This is a genomic window from Pedobacter sp., assembly GCF_039594775.1.
Classification (GTDB): Bacteria; Bacteroidota; Bacteroidia; order Sphingobacteriales; family Sphingobacteriaceae; genus Pedobacter.
This window is the reverse complement of sequence record NZ_JBCNMT010000002.1, coordinates 612,095-633,737: the sequence shown is the minus strand read 5'-3', so window position 1 is coordinate 633,737 and position 21,643 is coordinate 612,095. Positions and strand designations below refer to the sequence as shown.

The window sequence follows — 21,643 nt, the reverse complement described above, 5'->3', positions numbered from 1 at the left end:
TTTTCTACTAGATAGGAATATCTATAAAGAGCCACATAAAATACCCAAACAAGGATTTCGAATATAGTGGAGAAATTGAATGCTGTTCTTTTGATCACTTTCCAAAAATCGACAAAATAGTTGAAACCTTTTTACCTGCACGACAAAGCGGTGTTTTTGCACGACGAATATAAGCCAATGTGTATTCACCGTGCCGTCAAAGCTACTGGTCGAATAATTACCGACCTAGTTCCTCCATCTTCATTCATTTGCAACAGAAAACAAAGAAACATGAAACACATTACATTACTGGGTATTTGCCTCACCATCATCCTTCAGTTCAAAAGCTTATCTGTTACTGCACAACGAACCGATACGGTCGACAAACTAAGCAACGCCCAAGAGAAATTGCTCAAGCAGGTATCGCTTAAAAACTATGAAACATTTAAAGCTTCTGTTAAGCCATTGATTGCGAAGATGAGCGCCAAACAGATTGTGGGCCTTGGAGAAGGAACCCATGGAACCGCAGAATTTTATCAATTGAGATACTACATCAGCAGGATATTGATTGAGGAAAAGGGCTTTAACCACGTGGCCTTTGAAAACGATGTGACCGAAATGTGGTTACTGAACCAACAACTGAACAGTTCGGCCGATGTGGCCGCCCTGATGAAAAAATACATGATAGGTATTTGGCAGAATAAGGAGACCAAAGAGATGTTAGACTGGATCAAAACCTACAATAAAAACCATGTGCGCAAGGTTTCGGTACATGGCATAGACTACCCTGTACAAAAGCCAGATATAGAGATGTTAACCCTATTGTTTAAAAAAGCTGGCATCAATACTTTTGACCACGCGCTGTTGAACCTTAGCGCTGCCGCCAACATACAAGATGAGGCTTGGTTTGGCATGAACCAAAAAGACTTTAAAATTGATTGGAAAAACTTGAACAAGTTGTGTGGTCAGGCTTATGTAACTACCGATTCGATACAACAGCAAATCAAGGGTATGAATATTGCCACCGATATCGAAGCTGATCTGCTATTGGCACTTGTAAACCTTAAACAAGGCTTTGAACCGTTTTACCCTAAAGCCAAATATGTATCCAGAGATAGCCTGATGGCGCATAACACTTCGTTGATTGTAAAAAGCAAGGACGATAAAGTGATTATTTGGGCACATGATGCACATCTAGCGAAAAAAGAGGTATTCGATAATTCGGTAGGCGGCACAGGAAAATACCTCCTAAAACTATTTCCCAATAATTATTTTGCGCTAGGCACAGCCACTGCTCTTGGCCAGTTTGGTGCCACAAGTGATGCTAGGCCAGTAAACACTACCGTGATGTTACCTTATACACTTGAGGCTCCGCTTAAAGGTTCGTGGGAAGCCTTGTTAAGTACATCGCCCAAAACCAGTCATTATTTTTTCACCGATACTTTCGGTCCAAACCTGGTTAAACCACAACGTTTTGTAGGCTATGGCATTAAAAGCGATGCAAGTTTGTATGACAAAGTGAACCTTGCCGAGCTCTACGATGCTTTTCTGTTTGTTAAGCAAACACATGCACCTAGTAAGTTATAATAATGACCAATTCTAAATTATCAATGAACAATTAAACAAATACCGTTAAGTAGTAAAGAGGTCCTTTACTATTACTCACCTGTCATTTCGAGTATAACGAGGAATCTCCTATAACAACACTCCAAGATTCTTCGCTGCGCTCTGAATGACAGATAGAGCTTAATAATGGCTAATAATTCGCACTTTCACAAGCACTCTTCTCTCATTTTTAGGGAGATTTCCCTTGAAAACAGAGGGGACTGGAATGTCGAGAGGACGGAGCCAAGACTTACGAAGTTTTGAAAACTTCGTAAGTCTATGTATGTAATCCTTTTAACTTACATGCTATATAACCGCCAAACCTTATTTTTCTAAATAGTCCAACGCAAATTGAAGCCAATCTTTAACGCTTTTGTCTAAATAAAGGTCGGGTTGAAGGCCGATGTTATCAATAGGATAGTCTGGTAATCTTAGCGAACGAAAGGTTGGTAACTGCAGCATGTATTCGGGACAACCAAAATTGAAGAATCTTGCAGAAGCATAATCCAGTCCGCCGGAAGTTACATTGCCCATTACCTTCACTTTTTTACTTTGTTTACATTTCATTACAAAGTTTTCGGCAGAGCTTCCCACCCTCTTATCAGTTAACACAAGGATTTGACTAGGACTTTTCTCCGATGAATCAACTTTTTGTATAGAGAATGTCTGATCATTTACATTTACAAACTTTCCTTTATCTTTTTCAAAAAGCGTGATCCATCTTTTCACCATTTCTATTTCCTCCTGTTTTGTTTTGTCTTGAGCTACTGTTTTAATATAACTTCCAAGCCCATCAATTAAGGTTTGCGTTGCCAAATATTCAACTCCCATGCTTCTAATGGGATTGGTCATGATATAGGGCAACAACATTTGATAGGCATTATCTGTTCCTCCCGAATTCCCTCTTACATCGATGATCAGGTTGCTACTGTTTGCTATCAAAGATTGATTATTGACCACCATCTCTTCAATGATTTTCACGAAAGGATAGTCGAAAAAGGGTAAGGTGATCAAGGTTGTTTTAGGGCTAAGCTGGCGTATTCCAAATCCGTAAAACTCCCCTACTTTTCTTCTGGTAAATTCCTCGGTTAAATGAGTGGCAGGTAGTTCCTTGACAAAAGCGGCCCTTGCCTCTTTAAAGTAAATGATGCTATGATCATAGATTTCGTATGTACCTGTTTTTAGCTTTTTATCGAAAGTATAATACTCAAACTTGCCACCCGGAAACAGTTTAAATTTGGTTTCCTTAGCTTGCCAAAAGTTAGAGCTAGCACTCACTACAAAACCTATGTAGGTGCCATCGCTATTTTTGGTTATGCCAATTTCATAGACTACCCCACCGGTCCATTCAAATTTGTTTTTCCAAATGCCTTCCAAAGGGTCCTTGTTCGTCTTCAGTTTTTCGCGAAACTTCTCTATATCTATTTTAACCAGTTCCGTACTTGCCGAACCCTTTGTATTGATGGTGGTTGCAGGATTAATCCAAATGTGTCCATCCCTAAAAAAAGCGGTATACTTTTTTAAGAGTTCAAAGCAGTTTGTTTTTTCGGTCTGGGAGGCTTGTTCTGTTAACTGGGCCTTAAAACTGGCGTAAAGTACTTTGTCTTTAGTCTTCTCTTCAAAGCCGGGATACTCGTTTTCTATCTTTACCACGAGCTTTTTCAAAGCGTCGCTACAGTTACAGACACTTTCTTGTGCATAAAGATGGTTTAGAGCGTTTAGAGCGAAAAGAAGAACGATGAAAAGAATTGCTTTAAGTTTCATTATTTACGGTGTGTTTATAATGCAAAGAAAGCTATCATGAACAATATAAAATTGTAAAAATCGTTCAGCATGCTTGCCATCGCAAATCCACAGGAAGCCATTTTGTTGAGGGGATAGTTGGTCTATGTTGAAAACATAGCACTAAACATACGTACTTTTTGTAAACTCCGAGTCATTAATGGAAATAGGCCACCAAACTGTTTTGTTTATGCTATTAAATGCGGCCAAACTTTAATAAATTTAGCGTTACAAACCCCAAAACAAAAATAATAATCATGAATACAATCCACGTAAAAGCATATGGCACCGAGGCTGCCGATGCACCATTACAAGGCCTTAGCATTCCACGGAGAGAGACAGCTGCCCATGATGTAAAAATTGAAATTCTTTACTGCGGTGTATGTCACTCTGATCTACATACAGCTAGAAATGAATGGCACAACACTGTTTATCCAAATGTACCTGGACATGAAATTGTTGGAAAGGTGGTAAATGTAGGTAGCCATGTTAAAAAGTTCAAGGTGGGCGATACTGTAGGTATTGGCTGTATTGTAGATTCGTGCCGCGAGTGCCAATATTGCAAAGAAGGCTTAGAACAGTTCTGCGAGCCCGGTATGGTAGGCACTTACAATTCTCCAGACAAATACTTACCAAATGTGCAAACATACGGTGGTTATTCAGAAAGTATTGTAGTAGACGAAAACTACGTGCTTAGCATCCCAGAAAACCTTGACCTTGCGGCTACCGCACCATTGTTATGTGCTGGAATTACCACTTATTCGCCATTGAAACATTGGAATGTTGGTCCAGGTAAAAATGTAGGTATTGTGGGCATTGGTGGTTTAGGCCATATGGGCATCAAAATTGCCAAAGCCATGGGCGCTCATGTAGTGGCTTTTACCACTTCGGAAAGTAAATTTAAGGAAGCACAACGTTTGGGTGCTGATGAAGTAGTACTATCTACCGACCCTGTACAAATGAATAAATACAGAGGCAAATTACATTTTATTTTAGATGCGGTATCGGCTGAGCATGATATTAATGCTTATTTGGGCCTACTTCGTGTAGATGGTTCTTTGGCCTTGGTAGGTGCTCCTGAACAACCATTGCCTGTAGCTGCTTTTAGTGTAATTATAGGCCGTAAAAGCTTTTCAGGTTCAATGATTGGTGGTATTGCCGAAACGCAAGAAATGCTTGATTTTTGTGGCAAACATAACATTACTGCCGACATCGAAATGATTGACATGAACCAGATCAATGAGGCTTATGAACGTTTATTGAAAGGCGACATCAAGTATCGATTTGTAATTGATATGGCTTCGTTGAAGAAGTAGTCTTGTCGCAATATTGAGAACTTTGTCAATCTTATGGATTAATTACCGATAAGATTGACAAAGTTTTCGATCTACTCTTCGTCACTGGTGTTTTTCAATTTCATCAACAAAGAATAAGCTCCTTTTACCACTACTTGTTTACCTTTCAGATCAGTAGTGATGGCGGTTTTACCTTCTGAGGTTTCCCCTACCTGCACTTCGTTCATGATAAATTTGCGAGGGGCTGTTTCTACAAATACATAGTCTTTATTTTCGAAACTTACCACCGCCTCTTCTGGCAAGAACTGAACCTTTTGGTTTTTGAATTGTAGTTCGGCATTCATATACATCCCTGGCACCAAGTTTTTGTCATATTTTTCGAAATGGCAATGCACTTCGCTATTACCGCCCTCACCCACATTATGGCTTACCAGAATTACCTTCGTTTCGTATTTCACGTCTGGCTTTACATTGGTAAAGGCAATTACCCGCTGGCCAATATTGATTTGATGCAAGTCCTTTTCAAAAATAGTGAGGTTCAAATGGATATCACTAGGATTAATGAGTTCAAAAATCACATCTGATGGGGTTACATACTTTCCAATATTCACGTTCACCTTGCTTACATAACCATTAATGGGCGAATAGATGTTGATTGACTTAGAGATTTTCCCTTCATGCAGTTGTGCTGCATTAATATTGATCAGCTTTAACTTCTCTACCAATGCAGTTTGTTCCACCTTAAGGTTTTTGTATTCTGTTTCTGCCTGCTGCAATGTTTTATCGCTATTGGCCTTGCTTAGGTTAAGCTCTTTTTGTCGAGCAAGCTCTTTACTGGCATAACTTAATCTATTGCTGATGTTCAGATAGTCTTGTTGCATTTGGATATACTGCGGGTCTTCCATCACCGCAATGACCTGTCCCTTGCTCACATGTGTACCTGGAAGCATTTTGGTGGTTTTAAGATAGCCACCTAATGGAATACTTACCGACACTAGGTTTTGAGGCGGTACATCTATCTTGCCTTGAAGCTTTAGGGTTTCGTTAATTTCTCCATAGGCTACTACACCAGTTTGCAGATTAATGTGCTTTGCCTGCTCGGGTGTTAAGCTTACTTCATTTTCATTCACCGGAGCTTCGGCCTGCTCCTTGGTTTCGTTATTGCTACTGCAGGCAAATATCATGGCAATGGCCAAGGCTCCTAAATATAATGGGTACTTCATGTTATTGCGCTAAAAGGTAATTAAGTTCTGTAATGCTTTTGTTCAATTGTTGGATGGCTTCAAAATAGCTCTCCCTAATGGCAATGGCCTGGTTGTTCAACATGGTCCATTCCAAGTAATTGATTTCTCCGTTCTGTAATTGTTTGTTTAAGGTCGTGGTGATTTCCTTAGCCGTCTTCAACCCGTCTTTTTCAAGCCCGCTTACCACATCCTGCTGTTGCTGATACTGTATATAAACAGCTTTTAAATTCGTGCTTAATTGTCTACTGGCATTTTCGGTTTCCGACTTTCGGTATTCCTGATAAACCTTCGCCGATTTAATCTTATTACGTTGCGATCCGCCAAACAAGGGAATGCTCAAACCTAGTTGAAAAGATTGGAAGCGGTCGCTCTGATCAAATTTAATATCGTCCCTCAACGTGGTATTATTGTAACCTACATTGAACTCAGGTAGTAGTTTAGCTTGTTCTGCTTTTGTACTGGCCAAAGCAGCCTTCTCTTCCTGTCGTTGGAGTTTGATTAAGGGATGATTCATCCAGCTTAGGGTGTCAGCAAATGTGATACCTACGCGTAAGTTTTCTGCTTTTGGTTTCAACAACAATGGTGTATTGATCAAAAAGGCCAACTGTTGTTGTAGAGTTGCTTCTTGTATCTGAAGATTTTTCAATTTGGTATTTACCTGCAGCAATTGGTTTTCGGCACTGGCTTTTTCCAGCAAGTTACTTTCTCCGCTTTTTAACCTTAGCTCCGCCAATTGCTTTAACTTTCTGTAAGAACTATCGGCTTGTTGGTAAAGCTTTTGTTGTTGCGCTACTATTAGCAGGTCATAAAAAACCTGAGTTGTAATTTTAGTGAGTTCTGCTTTACTTAGTTCCCTTTGTAGCAAAGCCGCCTTCCATTCTTCCAACAATTTATCCTTTTGCTTGGCATAAACACTTGGTAGGCTAAAACTCTGGTTAATGCTCAGTTTATTATCTACCAGATTACTATTGAACTTGCCATATTCGCCATTAATGTTCAAAGGAGCAATGGTAGTAGCAGTTTTGCTCAATTGTTGACTATAATCTGCCATTAACTGGCTGCTTTTTAAACTAATATTATTTTTGTACAAACTATCTAAAGTGGCACTTAGCGTAATACTTTGTTGAGCATTAGCAGAAGAAAGGCCAAAGCAAACGAAAACCATGGTTAATGCTTTCAAACGTTTCTTTCTTAGCTTCAACCCTTTTTCGAAACTTACATATAAAATAGGAAGGACAAATAAGGTGAGTAAGGTGGCGATCATTAACCCGCCAATGACTACGGTAGCTAAAGGACGTTGTACCGCAGCACCAGCGCCATTGCTAATAGCCATAGGCAAAAAGCCCAAAGAGGCCACAAAAGCAGTCATAAGCACAGGCCTTAAACGGGTCTTAGTCCCTTTTAACACTATTTTCTTCATATCCTGTTCTCCTGTTTTTTTAATGTTGTTAAACTCGGCAACCAATACAATACCATTTAATACCGCAATACCAAATAGGGCAATAAAACCTACTCCGGCGCTGATGCTAAATGGCAAGCCTCGCAATGCCAACAGGAATATTCCTCCAATGGCAGATAATGGAATGGCCGTATAAATGAGTAGCCCGTATTTGATGGAACCAAAGGCGAAATATAGCAAGAGGAAAATCAGGATGAGCGATACCGGTACGGCAATCATTAATCTTGATTTGGCTTCGTTCAGATTTTCGAAGGAACCGCCGTAGGTAATGCTATACCCTGTAGGCAGTTTAATTTCGGCACTTACCTTTTCCTGTAGCTCGTTTACAATGCTTTCCACATCGCGGCCACTTACGTTGAAACCTACCAATATACGGCGCTTGGTATCTTCGCGTTGGATTTGGCTTGGGCTATTTACCAAAGCAACCGTTGCTACCTGTGCCAAAGGTATTTGGTTACCACGTGGCGTTGGGATCAGTAGATTTTGTACGTCTTTTATGCTTTTCCGTTTATCGTTTTGCAAACGGACTACCAGATCAAAACGTTTCTCGCCTTCAAACACCAGTCCCGTGCTTTGCCCGGCAAATGCGGTATTGATATTTCTATTAATATCGGCAATGTTCAAGCCGTACTGAGCAATGGCTGCTCGGTTATATTGGATTACAATCTGGGGTGTTCCAGAAATCTGTTCTACGTAGATTTCGGTAGCTCCTTGTACCTTTTTCACCAAGTTGCCCAGCTTTTTGGAATACAGTGCCAGCGTATCAAAATCCTCCCCGAAAATCTTACACACCACATCTTGCCTAGCTCCTGTCATCAGCTCATTGAAACGCATTTGTACAGGAAATTGAAAGCTGGTGGTTACCCCGGGAATTTCACTGGCGGCTTCGCCCATCTTTTCTGACAATTCCTCAAAGCCTTTGGCCGAGGTCCATTCGTTTTTGGGTTTGAGGTTAATGATCATATCGCCCATATCCATTGGCAATGGTTCCGTTGGCACTTCGCTACTTCCTATTTTGGCCACAATGTTTTTTACCTCCGGAAATCTGGCTTTAAGAATGCCGGCTACCTTTTGTACGTTTTCAATAGTGGTATTTAAATTACTGCCCGAAAGCACCCTAGTTTCTACCGCATAATCTCCTTCTTCGATAGATGGAATAAACTCGCCGCCTAAATTAGACAAGACCACTACTGCAGCTACAAATAAGGCCAACACTACCCCAATCACCATTTTTGGAATGCCCAATACTTTGCGGAGCATGTTGGAATAGCTATTCTCTACCTTGGCCATTACCCTATCGGAAATGTTAGGGGCCATTTTAATCTTCTTGCTTAAAAACAAGCTAGACACCATTGGGATGTAGGTTAAAGAAAGGATAAATGCCCCCAGCAATGCAAACGCAACTGTTTGTGCCATGGGCTTAAACATTTTCCCTTCAATGCCCTGCAAACTAAAAATAGGCAGATAAACAATGAGGATAATAATTTGGCCAAACACGGCACTATTCATCATTTTGGACGAAGCACTTTTCACTTCCAAGTCCATCTCATTCTGTTTCAGGATGGATAGGCCTGCAAATTTTTTACTGTGACTGAGCTGGTGCATCACTGCTTCTACAATGATCACGGCCCCGTCAACGATCAAGCCAAAATCCAAGGCACCTAAGCTCATGAGGTTGCCACTCACCCCAAATAGGTTCATCATGATAATCGCAAACAGCATGGACAATGGAATAACCGATGCTACAATGAAGCCCGCTCTTAAGTTGCCCAGAAATATCACCAGTACAAACACCACGATCAATGCTCCTTCCAACAAATTAGTCTCAACGGTTTTAATGGCATTGTTTACCATACTGGTACGGTCCAAGAAAGGTACGATCTCCACACCTTCAGGAAGGGTTTGTTCAATCTGTTTGATTTTGGCCTTGATGTCGTCAATCACTACATTGCTGTTGGCACCTTTCAGCATCATTACAATGGCGCCCGAAACTTCGCCTTCATTGTTAAAGGTTAAGGCACCATATCTGGTAGCATACCCGATTTCGATATTGGCTACATCTCTTACCAATAAAGGCGTTGACCCTTGGTTATTCCTTACTACAATGTTTTCGATGTCTTCTTTACTACCAATCAATCCTTCGCTCCTGATATAAAGCACGGTCGATTGTTTTTCGATATAGGCTCCACCTGTGTTCTGGTTGTTGCTTTCCAGGGCATCAAAAATATCGCTGATGGTTACCTTATGTGCCACCAATTTATTAGGGTCAATCGTGACCTGGTATTGTTTAAGCTTTCCACCAAAGCTGCTTACTTCGGCTACACCTTTAACACCCAGTAATTGGCGTCTGATGATCCAATCTTGAATGGTACGCAGTTCGGTAATGTCATATCGTTTTTCGTAACCTTTTTTAGGCTTAACCGCATATTGGTAAATTTCGCCCAAACCTGTAGAGATAGGTCCCATTTCTGGTTTTCCAATCCCTTGTGGAATTTGTTCCTGCACCACCAATAAGCGTTCGGCCACTTGTTGTCGAGCCCAGTATACATCTACATCATCGTTAAAAACAAGGGTCACCAAGGAAAGTCCAAAACGGCTATAACTTCTTATTTCTTTAATTCCAGCGATGTTGCTATTGGCCTGTTCTACAGGAAAAGTTACCAATCGCTCGATATCAGTAGCACCATAAGAGGGTGCCGTAGTAATGATCTGCACCTGATTGTTGGTAATATCAGGCACGGCATCAATAGGTAATTTGGTCAGCTCAAAGCTTCCGTATATAATAAGGCTAATGGTAAATAGCCCAATAATGAGTTTGTTCTTAATAGAAAACTCAATAATTCTATTCAGCATGAAAAATGGGGATAATCGTTTCTAATTAATCGCTACGGCATTATGTGCCGTTCAGTATTAAGAAAGAATTACAGCTTTTGGCGGTTGCCAAATTTTTCCGGTATAGGCCGAATTGGGAGCATGATCATTATTGATCAATATTTTTTGTTTGGGCAGTATTTGATAGACTTTTTTAAGGCTTAAGCTAAATGAAGGCGGCAAGGCAGGACTTAATGCATTTGCTGCCGAAAGGCTCTGTGTTTTGAAGGGAAGCTGATTGTCTCTTGCTTCGTCATTATCCGTGTGGGGAATATCATTATAATGATGTTCCAAATAGGCAAAGAAGGTAATGTTACTATCCAAACTTTTGTGCTCAAAATAATGTTGAAAGAGCACGGGCAGCTTGGCCAACTCCTGTAATTCAGTAGTGGAAAGCAGATACAAGCTCAGCAGTAATATGTGTAAGGTTCTTTTCAACGCCCCAAAATTAGCCAAATGAGGCAAAAATGCAATGATTGGCAATCAATTGTTACATAAAGACCAGCACTTTGAATAGTTTTAAACCATCCAAAGCGCTGATCTTGATTAATTCTTAATGATTTTCTTCACTATTTTCCCATTATCTCCGGTTAGATTTAGGAAATAAAGACCTTTTGGAAGGTTTGTTAAGTTCAGAGTCTCATCATTAGAAGTAATGTTGTAAACACCCATAATTTTACCACTTACATCAGAAATGATTGCCTTATTAAAACGCAGATTATTTGTTTTAATGTAGAGTTGACTAAGCACTGGATTTGGATAGACAACCACCTGATCTGCACTTAATTGGAAACTTACAGGAATTATTTTCTCCAGTTTAACTGTATTATCGCGATCGATTTGAGTAAGCTTATAATACGAGGTTCCAATAATTGGCTGACTATCTGTAAAAGTATAGTTGCGCAGTTGTGAACTATTGCCTGCTCCTGCTACGGTACCAATTATGTTAAAATCTATTCCATTTAAAGATCTATATAATTTAAACTCTTTATTGTTCGATTCAGCGCTGGTAGACCAGTTCAATACTATCTCTGTATTTGTCTTCTTGTGAGAGAAAGACACCAATTCGATTGGAAGTGGCGACTCATAATTAGCAACCGTCACTGCGTTTGTTAAATCTGCAATAGTTAATGCAGCATCTGCACCAGCATTCCAATCTTCGGCTGCTGCCAAATTATAGATAGTGCCTCCATTAGAACTTGTCCCATTTTTAGTAGCCAATAAGTTTACACCTGCTTTGTCAGTAGCACTTAATACCAAAGTGAAAGTAGTAGCCGAAATAATATCTACATTAGATGTATTGGTTAGCGTATAAATTGCTGCACCCTCACCTTTAAATGTAAATTTATTGGCTATAATATCATTATTTGCACCACTAAGCGATAATAGGTTACTAGCGGTTACCACAAAAGTTCCTGTGGCAAAATCATAAGTTGCACTTGTGATACTAGGTAACGCAACTCCACTTACGGTAACTCCATTACCTATTAAATCTTCAATAACTGATGTCGGATCCGCACCAGCATTCCAATCTTCGGCTGCTGCCAAATTATAGGTAGTACCACCTGTTGAAGTGGCTCCATTTTTATTGAGAATTTGGTTTACACCCGCTTTATCGGTAGCGCTCAAGGTTAATGTGAACGAAGTGCCAGAGGTAATTTCTGTATCTTGAGTGTCAGTAAGCGAATAACCGTTTCCTCCATCACCTATAAACCTGAATTTCCTAGCAACAATATCATTAGCGGCACCATCTAGTTTTAAAAAGTTTGATCCTGTTACCACCAATATTCCTGTTGTAGCATTATAGGTCGCTGAGGTAATGTTTGGGGCGGCAACATTGCTAACTGTAATACCGTTGCCTGTTAAATCTGCAATAACCACCGCTGCATCTGCTCCAGCATTCCAATCTTCAGTGGCCGCCAAATTATAAGTAGTGCCGCCTGTTGAACTTGTACCATTTTTATTGACAAGTAGATTAACAGCAGCCCTGTCAGTGGCACTCAAGGTCAATGTAAATGAAGTGCCTGAGGTAATTTCCGCATTTTGTGTGTCAGTTAAGGTATAGTTGCCTGTACCCTCGCCTGTAAACCTGAACTTATTGGCTATAATGTCATTGTTAGCGCCGTTCAGCTTCAAAAAATCTGTCCCTATTACTACTAGTGAACCCGTTGAAGCATCGTAAGTAGCAGAAGTTATAGTAGGTATCCCCACATTACTAACCGTAATACCATTTCCAGTTAAATCTGCAATAACCACAGCAATATCTGCGCCAGCATTCCAATCTTCAGCCGCTGCCAGGTTATAGGTAGTGCCGCCTGTTGAACTTGTACCATTTTTATTGACAAGCAGATTCACAGCAGCCCTGTCAGTGGCACTCAAGGTCAACGTAAATGAAGTGCCTGAGGTAATTTCCGCATTTTGTGTGTCAGTTAAGGTATAGTTGCCTGTACCTTCCCCTGTAAACCTGAACTTATTGGCTACAATATCATTGTTAGCACCGCTTGAACTTAAAAAGCCCGTTCCAGTCACTACCAATGAACCCGTTGAGGCGTCGTAAGCAGCAGAAGTTATAGTAGGTATTGCTACATTGCTAGCCATAATACCATTTCCCGTTAAATCTGCAATAACCACAGCAATATCTGCACCTATATTCCAATCTTCAGCAGCTGCCAAATTATAGGTAGTTAAATCTGTTGAGCTGGTACCATTTTTATTGACAAGCAGATTCACACCCGCTCTATCAGTGGCGCTCAAGGTCAACGTAAATGAAGTGCCCGAACCGATATCTGCATTTTGAGTATCAGTAAGGCTGTAAGTACTTCCTCCTTCTCCCCTAATGGTAAATTTATTTGCAACGATATCATTTGCATTGCCGGCAAGTGCCAATAAGCCCGTACCAGTTACGACCAAAGTTCCTGTTGAAGCATTATAGTTGGCAGAAGTGATGGTAGGTATAGCAACATTGCTAACTATTACCGGGATAGCGGCTTGAGCAATATTTACACTTATATCTTCTCCGGCTGCCCATCCTGTTGCTACCGCCAAATTATAAGTAGTTCCTCCCGTTGAGCTAGTTCCGTTTTTATTTAAAATGGGATTAAGAACCACTTGATCGCCCGCATTTAAGATAACCGAAAAGGTTGTATTATTGGTAATTTCCACATTTCCAGTGGTTAAAACACGAGTTGCCCCATTCTCTCCTTTAAGTGTTAACTTAGATACCAAAATATCGTTTGTAGCACCTGTAAGGGTTAAAAAATCAGTACCTGTTATAGTAAGTTGTTTGTTACTTGCGTCAAAAGTAGCCGAAGTGATGACAGGTTTTTTAGGGACAGCAGATACATCAGTTGATTTATTACTTTCGTTAAAATAAATATCAACAGCAGAAATCCTATAATAGTATTGTTGTCCGGCGGTTAGTCCCGTTTGGGTATAGGTGGTAGTTCCGGTTGGAATTGATGCAATTAGCTGTGTTGGTTCAGGAGTTGTACCACCATATATTCGATAGCCCGAAATATTCTCACCTGCGGCGTTTGCCGTCCAGTTTAAATTAATTCTGCTACCACCCGCCGAAGCAGCTGCTAAACTTGCAGGCACTGAAGGTGGTGTCACATCATTCGGGGCCAATTTGAGCAATCTACTTCCGGCAGACCCATTATCACCGTCAATGGCATACACAGTATTATTATGAGCGGTAATACCGTAAGCTAAATACGGATAACCGGCCGAAAAAGCCGCAGAATAAAACTCAACTGCAGGACCTACACCCCCGGTATATTTATAGAGCTTATAGGTACCAGCAGGCGATTCTATAGCATAAAGGTTGTTAAATTCATCAATATATAATGCCGATGTATAATTGGTAGTATTTAAATCTGCTTTGGTATAAGTAATCCCATTGGTAGTAGTTAGTTTAACTATGCCACCTTTATAAGTAGAGCCACCATCAATATTAAATACATTATTGAAATAAATGGTACCATCAGTGGCTACCGATATACTGGTAGGATAGGAAAGTTCTTGAGCACTTGGAATGCTACTATACAGATTTGTTCCGGCACTGTTTACGATACTTGGATTACTATACCTCACTACTGCATAGTTACCTGAATTATATTCTAGCGCATATAATCTATTTTGATTATCAAAAGCTAATCCAGTAAAATACCTTCCAGTTTGCACAATGGTAGCATTATAGCCATTACTAGCATCTAACCTAATGATTTTTCCATCTGCATCGCCAACACTGGAGCTAACATATACATCTCCATTACCAGCTACCGCCAACCCCAGGGGGTAATCCAATAACACTACGGGCAAACCTGTATATATATCGGTTGGTGATCCCGTACCATTGGTATATTTAACCACTTTATATAAGCCTGCCGATTGAAAACGGGTTGTATATATGTTGCCATTGGCATCTTTGGCAAGGGCCACATTTTGATTACCAGTTTCTAAATTAGTAGCAGTATATTGTGCATATACCCCATTTGAGGCAAGCAACAAGATAAACAAAACGAGATTAAGGTAAAATTTCTTCATATCTTCTATACTGAAATGTAGGGATTAAGCCATCCACTTTGTGTGTGTGCTATTACATCTGTGGTATCAAATCCTAAAGCGTTTTCACAAGCTAAAATGGTTTGTACCGTTTTGGGTGTACCCGTTTGTATTTTTACAATATCTATTGGCGGAAAGTTATTCACTTCCAGATGCTGATTGCCAACTAGCCCTCTAGGGCCTTCCACTCCCTTTTTGTTCAATTGGAATATCGCCTCGGCAGCATCTCCTTTTAACAATTGTGGTAGCATTGCCGATAGCGCGAGACCGCTTTCATATCCCAATAAAGCAAATACATTAGCTTCTTGCTTGGCAAAATCTTCAAATTGTTTTACAAATACTTTGTTATTTGGATGCTGCATTTCCCTATGCCACGACCTAGCGCTGTACATTTTGATATTCATATCTTCTACTTCAAATAGGGCTTCGCTATAAGCCATATTTTCGGTAACCACTAAAGGGACAGTGTCATAGAATTTTGATTTACGCCATTGCCACAAAAACTGGTTAGCCAGCTTTCCGGTAAAAATAGCGTGCACAAAATTTGGCGTCTGTTTTTCTAGGGCTTCAAAAAAGGGTGATAGGTCAAGATGCTGGTTGTTGGCATAATCCTGAGGTAATACCAAACTATTTACTCCTGTTGATCCTGCAACAGCGGCTCCTTCGGTAAAAGAGGCGCTAAGATTAAAGCCTGCTTCATAAATGGGCATTACCAATTGCCCGTCAGGACCAAATTCTTTAACTGCCCATTTACCTAAAGCATACTGACTTTGCCAAAGATTCATAGAAAGGTTAAATATATTTGCTCCTGTTGTCTCGCTTGTAGGAATATATTCACCAAAATCTGAAAACAAACCAAGTTTGTTAAAATTTTGTAGGATAGGCTTAAGGTCTTCAATTACCTTAATGCTAACCATACCTGCTAAAATATCTACTCCTTCAAAAAAAATAAGCCTTTTGGACTCCTCCCCATACTTAGTCCGCTCTCCATTACCCACATATGCAGGAATAAACTGAAATTGGCTTGCCGCTATTTTATTCTTCACCAAAGCACAAGCAATGCCCGTCATCATATGTTGGCCATAAAATGGGTACATGCCAGAATAAGGTAGTAAGAAGCCTATTTTGAGAGCCCTATTCATTGTTAGTTTCTACTAGGGAATATTCCCTCCATGCAAATAATATAATTCATTCCTAAATAAGGTTGCATATTACTGAAAGGGGAGTTTGAACCTGATGGAGCGTTTGTAGGTTGCGATACTCCAGCAATGTCACCAGTTGTACCTGCTGCAGCTGGCGTTACATATGTCTTTAAAGTTGCAGCATTAGGACCAGAACCTATTTTTGGGCTTAACGCCAAATAATTGTTGATAGGAGTATCGGTATTACCTATAGCAGAACTACCTTTTACGGCAGCACCTGTAGCAGTATGGGTATGTCCTGGCAAGTTGTTAAGTGTTAAAACAGTGTTTTCTGTTCCACCCACCTGTCCTAAAACATAAGCGCCTAAACCAGGGCCTGCAATCCCACCATTAGAACCTACAGGAACTCTTCCTCTTAAATCAGGAAGACCAAAAGTTGTTTGGCCATTGCCACCAAAATTAGTTCCCAGCAAGGCATACAAAGCGGAATTAGTGTTTACTGCAATAAGTTGACCAGAACAAAATGCCCAACCCCTAGGCGCAAAAGTAGCAGCGAACATTTTGATGATTGCCAGATATTCGTCCATATTAAATATTTTTAGTATTAAAAGTTAAAGATTGATTTTGATTAAAATTGAACTGCAATAGGTTCGTGTAACGATGAGTGTTTTGATTAGCACTTACCAGTACCTCATCTTTAGCGCTATTTCTTAAACTCCAAGCGGTAGCGCCTTTTGGGTTCTCCCCTGCACCAACAACGAGCTGAACATTGCTGGTGGCTTGGGCTAGTTTGAGATTATTGATTGCTGCTTGTTTATCGAAGCCTAAATCGGCCAAACAAATAACCTTATCACAATGCTCTTGCTCTTTCAAGTGTTGAGCTACTTTGTTCAGAGAAACAATTGGATTCTTACAGGAGATCCCCTTTTCATCTGTTTGGGCACCTATGCCTGTAATTCCTATTTTGGTGCTACCATGATGTATAATGATATAAGGTAAAATCAACTCTTGAAGCCTTTTGCTTTCAAAAGCATAATTACAGTTTACAAAACTTAAGGAGGCATTGCCTATTACCTTTACTAAATCATTTATGCTCGTTTGGCCTTTTTGCCAACTAAAATTAATCGCATGATAATTGGCTGCTTCCAAACCATAAAGCAATTCTCCAAGTTGAGGGCTAACAGCAATGCTTCCAGCAAAAAGGTTAATACTTGATAGCTCAAAGTTTTTAATGGAATGAACATAATGTTTCAAATGACCTACATCAGCACAACACATCAAGTTAAGTATACCCTTATTGTCCTTAATATTGACAATTTTGGTAGCCTTAGCCAATCCATCGAAACTAGAAGCAAGTAAAAGCGAACTACAGAGAGCGAGTTGGCCCTTTAAAAAGGATCTTCGGGTTGTCATGAGAAAGAGTTATAATGTAAAAATATCTATTTTAAAATGGAATACAACATTTTTCTCTAATAGTTTCTATTGCCTCTTCCTCCGACAAAACACTAGTATCTATAACGTACACATTTTCAACTGGTTCATCAAAAACTTGGTTTAAACCCGTTAAATTTCCCAAGTATTCTGGATGTTCCTTGGGAAGCATAGCCCTACGATACAAACCTTTGGTATCTCTTTGAATAAGTATTTCCAATGGGCATTTAACATATACCAGCTCAGCGGCGCATTGTGTCCTTAACAACTGCCTGGTTTCTTCGAAAGGATTGATCGCTGAGATAAAAATGAAATTATAGCTACTTTTCTGCCTGTTCACATAATTTGCCATACGAGTAATGTTCTTTAGCCTATCCGCTCTTGAAAAGCCTAAGTCAGCCGCATACGTACGCCTAAACTCATCACCATCTATAATTAGCACTTTAAAGCCCATTTCACTTAACACCTTGCTAATACCACTAGCCAAAGTAGTTTTTCCCGCCCCAGATAAGCCTGTAAATTGAATTACCTTCGTCATTATAGCGATTTGATTTGTTTTAACAACTGATGATAATTCTCCAACAATTTCGAATGTTTTATCTCATAAACCACTTCGCTATCGCCACTGAAAGTCTGTTCAGGGTGTTTACTGTGTTTGGTCAATCTAAGCAGGCTAGACTCAGATGGCCTACTTTCATTAAATACTTTACTATAGAAATGATAAAGCATGTTTTCCACTCCCATTCCATAATCATAAAAATAATTTAGCTCATCATTTTCGTTGAAGACATGTATGTTCTTTTGATAAAAACCATCAATTACCAATTCAGTATAATAATTAAAGTCCCGAAAATGTTCATCTCTTAACTGAATATTGAGCCATATGGGCTGAATATAGCCTGGTATAGTATGAATGCCTCTTCTTTTGATATGAGATTTGATGATGGCAAAAGGCTCTCTAGTTAAAAAATAAAAAGGGACTTTTGGATACCAAAACCTTAATTGTTGATAGAAATGAACATGCCAACTATCTAGCTTAATGAAGTATTGTTGATATTCCCCGGTTCTGTTTTGGCCATACCAAGCCACTGTTTTTTGAAAAATGTTTTTGAGGTCATCATCAGAAAGGCTCTGATCAAATTCTCTCATTCTCAGTATCTGATCAAAAATAGGGGCTTCGGGAACCACAATATTCGTTGCATTTACCGACAAGGCTTGCGACAACAGCGTTGAACCGCATCTAGATACGTGAAAAATAAAACAGCTTATTGGAACTGCTTCACGTTCCAAGGCAAACAACAAAATTTCTAAGCCGGTAGTAGAGATATATCTATTATCACCTTTTTTGATTTTCAACAGACTGATGCTTTCATCAAAAAAAGGTTCGTTTAAATGGTGCTGACCTATGGCAAGCCACAAGCAGTGCCATTGCCCATCTACGAACTTCAAATCATATGGAATCCAGTGTTTAAGATAGTCCATATTCCGCTTTGAGTTGCTCTACCAGTTGATTAGCCACTTCTGTTTGATGGATTTCTAACTGGGCAATGATCTTCCCAACTTCTTCTAAGGACATTTTTCGTGAGGGCTCCTGATAACCATTTGCTTCAAAAAGTTCATCAGTCCATTTATTCCGCAAACAGTCGACGACCAAATGTACTCTTACCGTGTCTCCATCATTTTTCACATAATGTATTTTTGAGAAATCCATATACCAACAGGTGCCAGGATCGAGTTGATAGTTTTGCTGATCGACTACAAAACTTACCTGATCACTTGTTAAAATTGGAATATGCAATCTGAAATTACCATCTTGATAACTACATCCTAGGTCCTTATGGGGTTTGATTTCACTTCCAGGGTAAAGTGCTAAAAACCTAACTGCTTCTTTTTCGCATTTCCAGTCGGCCAAGATACTTTGGACATAGGGCAATTCTGTCAAAAGTGGGGTATCCTTAAAAGGTTCATTCCCATAATTGGCGTAAATATCGGTAGAAGAACCTGATGCAGACCTCAGCGATATACTTTTCCATTCACCATAATAATCTTTTGTATTGTAATGGCTTATCCAATTATCATTCAATGCTTTTTCTAATTCCTGAGCCAACAAGAGGGCATCATAGGTGAGATCAAATTTAATAGCCGACAAAACATTAAGAGGTTTAATTGTGAATAAATGTTGAATAAGCCTAAATTAGGGAAGTATTTGATAATACCAGCATCTAATTTACAAACTTGAAAACTTTCCCCATGGATTCGTCTGCAAATGATTTCCCCTTTTTGAGCATATACCGTTCCAAGAACAATCCACAGCAACCAAACTCATTAGCAGATAGTGACTTTACCAAAACAGAAAAGTATTTCTTAAATCTTTTTGAAATAGGTCTATTTGAGGTTTATGAGTTCCTCTATCATAACTGTACCAGCGATTCTGATTTCAAAAATTGGTTAGTGAGTTTAAAGGGAGAAAGTTTTTATGAAGAAAAGCGCATTTTATTTAACCAATGGCTTGTGCATAGAGAAAAGGAAGAAACCTTTACAGTGCCCACCATACTTACGCCAACAGCCTTTGATTTTTGGGAAAAACAGGGCTATTTACACCTAAACAATATTATTCCAGAACAAGATTGCGATGAAGTGGTTGCCTTAATTTGCGAAACCCTACAAATAGATTTACAGCAGTCAGCAACCTGGTACCCACAAAATGAAAAACTGATGGGCCTAATGTTGCAACTTTATCAGGGAAAGCCCATCGAAAAAATAAGAAACAACGAAAAGTTGTTTGCCATTTTTGCAGACCTATATCAATCAAACAATTTAATACCCAACTGTGAAAAAGTAAGCTACAACCCACCCGAAACCAATTCTTTCAAGTTTTTGGGCAGTAACTTACATTGGGATATTGATTTTGCAGAAGGGCCAAAGTACTATATACAAGGTTTGGTTTATTTGAATGATGTACCTGCCAATAGAGGCGCTTTTACCTTAGTTCCCGGTTTTCATCAAAACATAGAAAAAGTACTAAGCCAACAAACACCTGAAACGGCCATTGAAGAAATTAAGAAACAGGAAAAAATCAAGTACATTGATGGCAAAAAGGGTGATCTTATTCTTTGGCTACAAAGCATCCCACACGCCGCAAGCCCAAACAATAGCGACTGTCCTAGATTTGTACAGTATGTTAGCTTTGAGCGCTAACTCCTGTTTTCAATAACAAATCCAGGATTATTGCTAACCTGATATTGAACACTTAATTGATGTTCACCTAGTTGTATGCTTGGTTTTACATATTTTAGCAAGGTTAGAGAACTATCGTTCAGTCCAAGCTTCAGTTCCTTATAAATATGAATTTCTGTAAGATAGCACAATCTATCTCCTTGTTTCAAATCTACATCCAAATCCACTTTTTCAAATACCTCTTGTTTAAGTTTGGTTCTTTTAAGCAATTTTTTGAGGCAAGATTGATCAAACTGAATAAGTGTTTTTAGACGCTCTAAATTATTACCGTTTCCTTGCTTACATAAAGTTACCTTGATCTCCTGAGGCAGATATATTTTACGACCTTTTAATTGCCGACTTAGGTTCATCATAATGCTTACTTGAGGCTCTTTAAACAACGCCAAATTCATCGTTTCACTCAATACTATGTCAACATCATGATCCTTTAAAACGTAATTTGTAGCATCTGCCAAATCAAAACGTTTCACATAGGGTAAAAGATCTAATGTTTCCAGTAGTTCTTTAAGCTTTTCATAGCTGTTTTGATTGATTTCCAACAAAGTAAACTGGACATCGGTAGGCTGAAACGTGAGCATAATAGGCAGGGCGAGAGTTGCAAACGGTCCCGTACCCGCATATAGTATATGCACTGGTTTTTGCCCGCTATTCAGTAAGTCTTTAATAGCTTGTTCCAAACCTTTCACAAAGCGTTGTGTTCTAAAAATTTCCTTCACACAATTTGCGGCCCAAAAGGTGCCAATAGCATTTCCTTTCTCGGTTTCAATATGCGCCCTGTCCTGCTCTCCATTCGGATCTATCCTGAGCACTTCGCACAACAATTGATGATATTTCATTATTGCAGGAGCCAATGATTCATGAAAATCCTCATCCAATAAAATATCTTGAGAAACCGACAGTAATTGCTTTTTAACTTCAAGTGCGAGCATTAATCTTCTTATAATTAAGTGAACTGCTTTAAAACCTATTTAGCATATGCAATAAAGCTACAAATAAAAATGCTTGTCTTAAAAATACCCAAACAATGAACTAAAA

At 39.4% G+C, this 21,643-nt stretch carries 15 protein-coding genes; 3 read left to right on the top strand and 12 right to left on the bottom strand.

Annotated elements, in window-relative coordinates; translation table 11 throughout:
* Positions 1-270 precede the first annotated feature (270 nt).
* Positions 271-1,566, top strand: a complete 1,296-nt coding sequence (locus ABDV71_RS08805; protein ID WP_343532079.1) for an erythromycin esterase family protein — start codon at positions 271-273, stop codon at positions 1,564-1,566.
* Positions 1,567-1,908: 342 nt separating this feature from the next.
* Here ABDV71_RS08805 and ABDV71_RS08800 read toward each other — a convergent pair whose 3' ends face one another.
* On the bottom strand, positions 1,909-3,348 hold the full coding sequence (locus tag ABDV71_RS08800; RefSeq protein WP_343532078.1) for a S41 family peptidase: 1,440 nt from the start codon (positions 3,346-3,348) through the stop codon (positions 1,909-1,911).
* A 275-nt stretch (positions 3,349-3,623) separates the two neighbouring features.
* Here ABDV71_RS08800 and ABDV71_RS08795 point away from each other — a divergent pair, with 275 nt between their 5' ends.
* Positions 3,624-4,682 (top strand): NAD(P)-dependent alcohol dehydrogenase, encoded by a 1,059-nt coding sequence (locus ABDV71_RS08795; protein ID WP_343532077.1) that lies wholly within the window; start codon positions 3,624-3,626, stop codon positions 4,680-4,682.
* Between the two features lie 71 nt (positions 4,683-4,753).
* Here the strand turns inward: ABDV71_RS08795 and ABDV71_RS08790 are convergent, their stop codons facing one another.
* From ABDV71_RS08790 to ABDV71_RS08745, 10 genes are all read right to left on the bottom strand, one after another.
* Positions 4,754-5,884 (bottom strand): efflux RND transporter periplasmic adaptor subunit, encoded by a 1,131-nt coding sequence (locus ABDV71_RS08790; protein ID WP_343532076.1) that lies wholly within the window; start codon positions 5,882-5,884, stop codon positions 4,754-4,756.
* A gap of 1 nt (position 5,885) precedes the next feature.
* Positions 5,886-10,217, bottom strand: a complete 4,332-nt coding sequence (locus ABDV71_RS08785) for a CusA/CzcA family heavy metal efflux RND transporter (protein ID WP_343532075.1) — start codon at positions 10,215-10,217, stop codon at positions 5,886-5,888.
* A 57-nt stretch (positions 10,218-10,274) separates the two neighbouring features.
* On the bottom strand, positions 10,275-10,673 hold the full coding sequence (locus ABDV71_RS08780; RefSeq protein WP_343532074.1) for a hypothetical protein: 399 nt from the start codon (positions 10,671-10,673) through the stop codon (positions 10,275-10,277).
* Positions 10,674-10,781: 108 nt separating this feature from the next.
* Positions 10,782-14,780 (bottom strand): T9SS type A sorting domain-containing protein, encoded by a 3,999-nt coding sequence (locus ABDV71_RS08775; RefSeq protein WP_343532073.1) that lies wholly within the window; start codon positions 14,778-14,780, stop codon positions 10,782-10,784.
* Between the two features lie 5 nt (positions 14,781-14,785).
* Positions 14,786-15,940: an ABC transporter substrate-binding protein gene (locus tag ABDV71_RS08770; protein WP_343532072.1), complete on the bottom strand. Its 1,155-nt coding sequence runs from the start codon at positions 15,938-15,940 to the stop codon at positions 14,786-14,788.
* 2 nt (positions 15,941-15,942) lie between these two features.
* A complete protein-coding gene (locus tag ABDV71_RS08765) occupies positions 15,943-16,527 on the bottom strand; it encodes a tail fiber protein (RefSeq protein WP_343532071.1) in 585 nt (194 codons plus the stop codon).
* A 1-nt stretch (position 16,528) separates the two neighbouring features.
* The gene (locus ABDV71_RS08760; RefSeq protein ID WP_343532070.1) at positions 16,529-17,353 is read right to left on the bottom strand and encodes a hypothetical protein; all 825 of its coding nucleotides are present in this window, start codon (positions 17,351-17,353) and stop codon (positions 16,529-16,531) included.
* Between the two features lie 31 nt (positions 17,354-17,384).
* Entirely contained in the window at positions 17,385-17,909 is a 525-nt protein-coding gene (locus ABDV71_RS08755) for an adenylyl-sulfate kinase (protein ID WP_343532069.1), read from the bottom strand.
* Complete coding sequence (locus ABDV71_RS08750) at positions 17,909-18,853, bottom strand: hypothetical protein (RefSeq protein ID WP_343532068.1); 945 nt, start codon at positions 18,851-18,853, stop codon at positions 17,909-17,911. The genes ABDV71_RS08755 and ABDV71_RS08750 overlap by 1 nt, the downstream gene beginning before the upstream one ends.
* Entirely contained in the window at positions 18,840-19,520 is a 681-nt protein-coding gene (locus ABDV71_RS08745) for an aspartyl/asparaginyl beta-hydroxylase domain-containing protein (protein WP_343532067.1), read from the bottom strand. The genes ABDV71_RS08750 and ABDV71_RS08745 overlap by 14 nt, the downstream gene beginning before the upstream one ends.
* A gap of 86 nt (positions 19,521-19,606) precedes the next feature.
* Between ABDV71_RS08745 and ABDV71_RS08740 the strand changes: the two genes are divergently transcribed.
* Positions 19,607-20,569 (top strand): phytanoyl-CoA dioxygenase family protein, encoded by a 963-nt coding sequence (locus ABDV71_RS08740; RefSeq protein ID WP_343532066.1) that lies wholly within the window; start codon positions 19,607-19,609, stop codon positions 20,567-20,569.
* Here the strand turns inward: ABDV71_RS08740 and ABDV71_RS08735 are convergent.
* Complete coding sequence (locus tag ABDV71_RS08735; RefSeq protein ID WP_343532065.1) at positions 20,566-21,537, bottom strand: hypothetical protein; 972 nt, start codon at positions 21,535-21,537, stop codon at positions 20,566-20,568. The two genes, ABDV71_RS08740 and ABDV71_RS08735, sit on opposite strands and share 4 nt — an antisense overlap.
* Between the last annotated feature and the right edge of the window lie 106 nt (positions 21,538-21,643).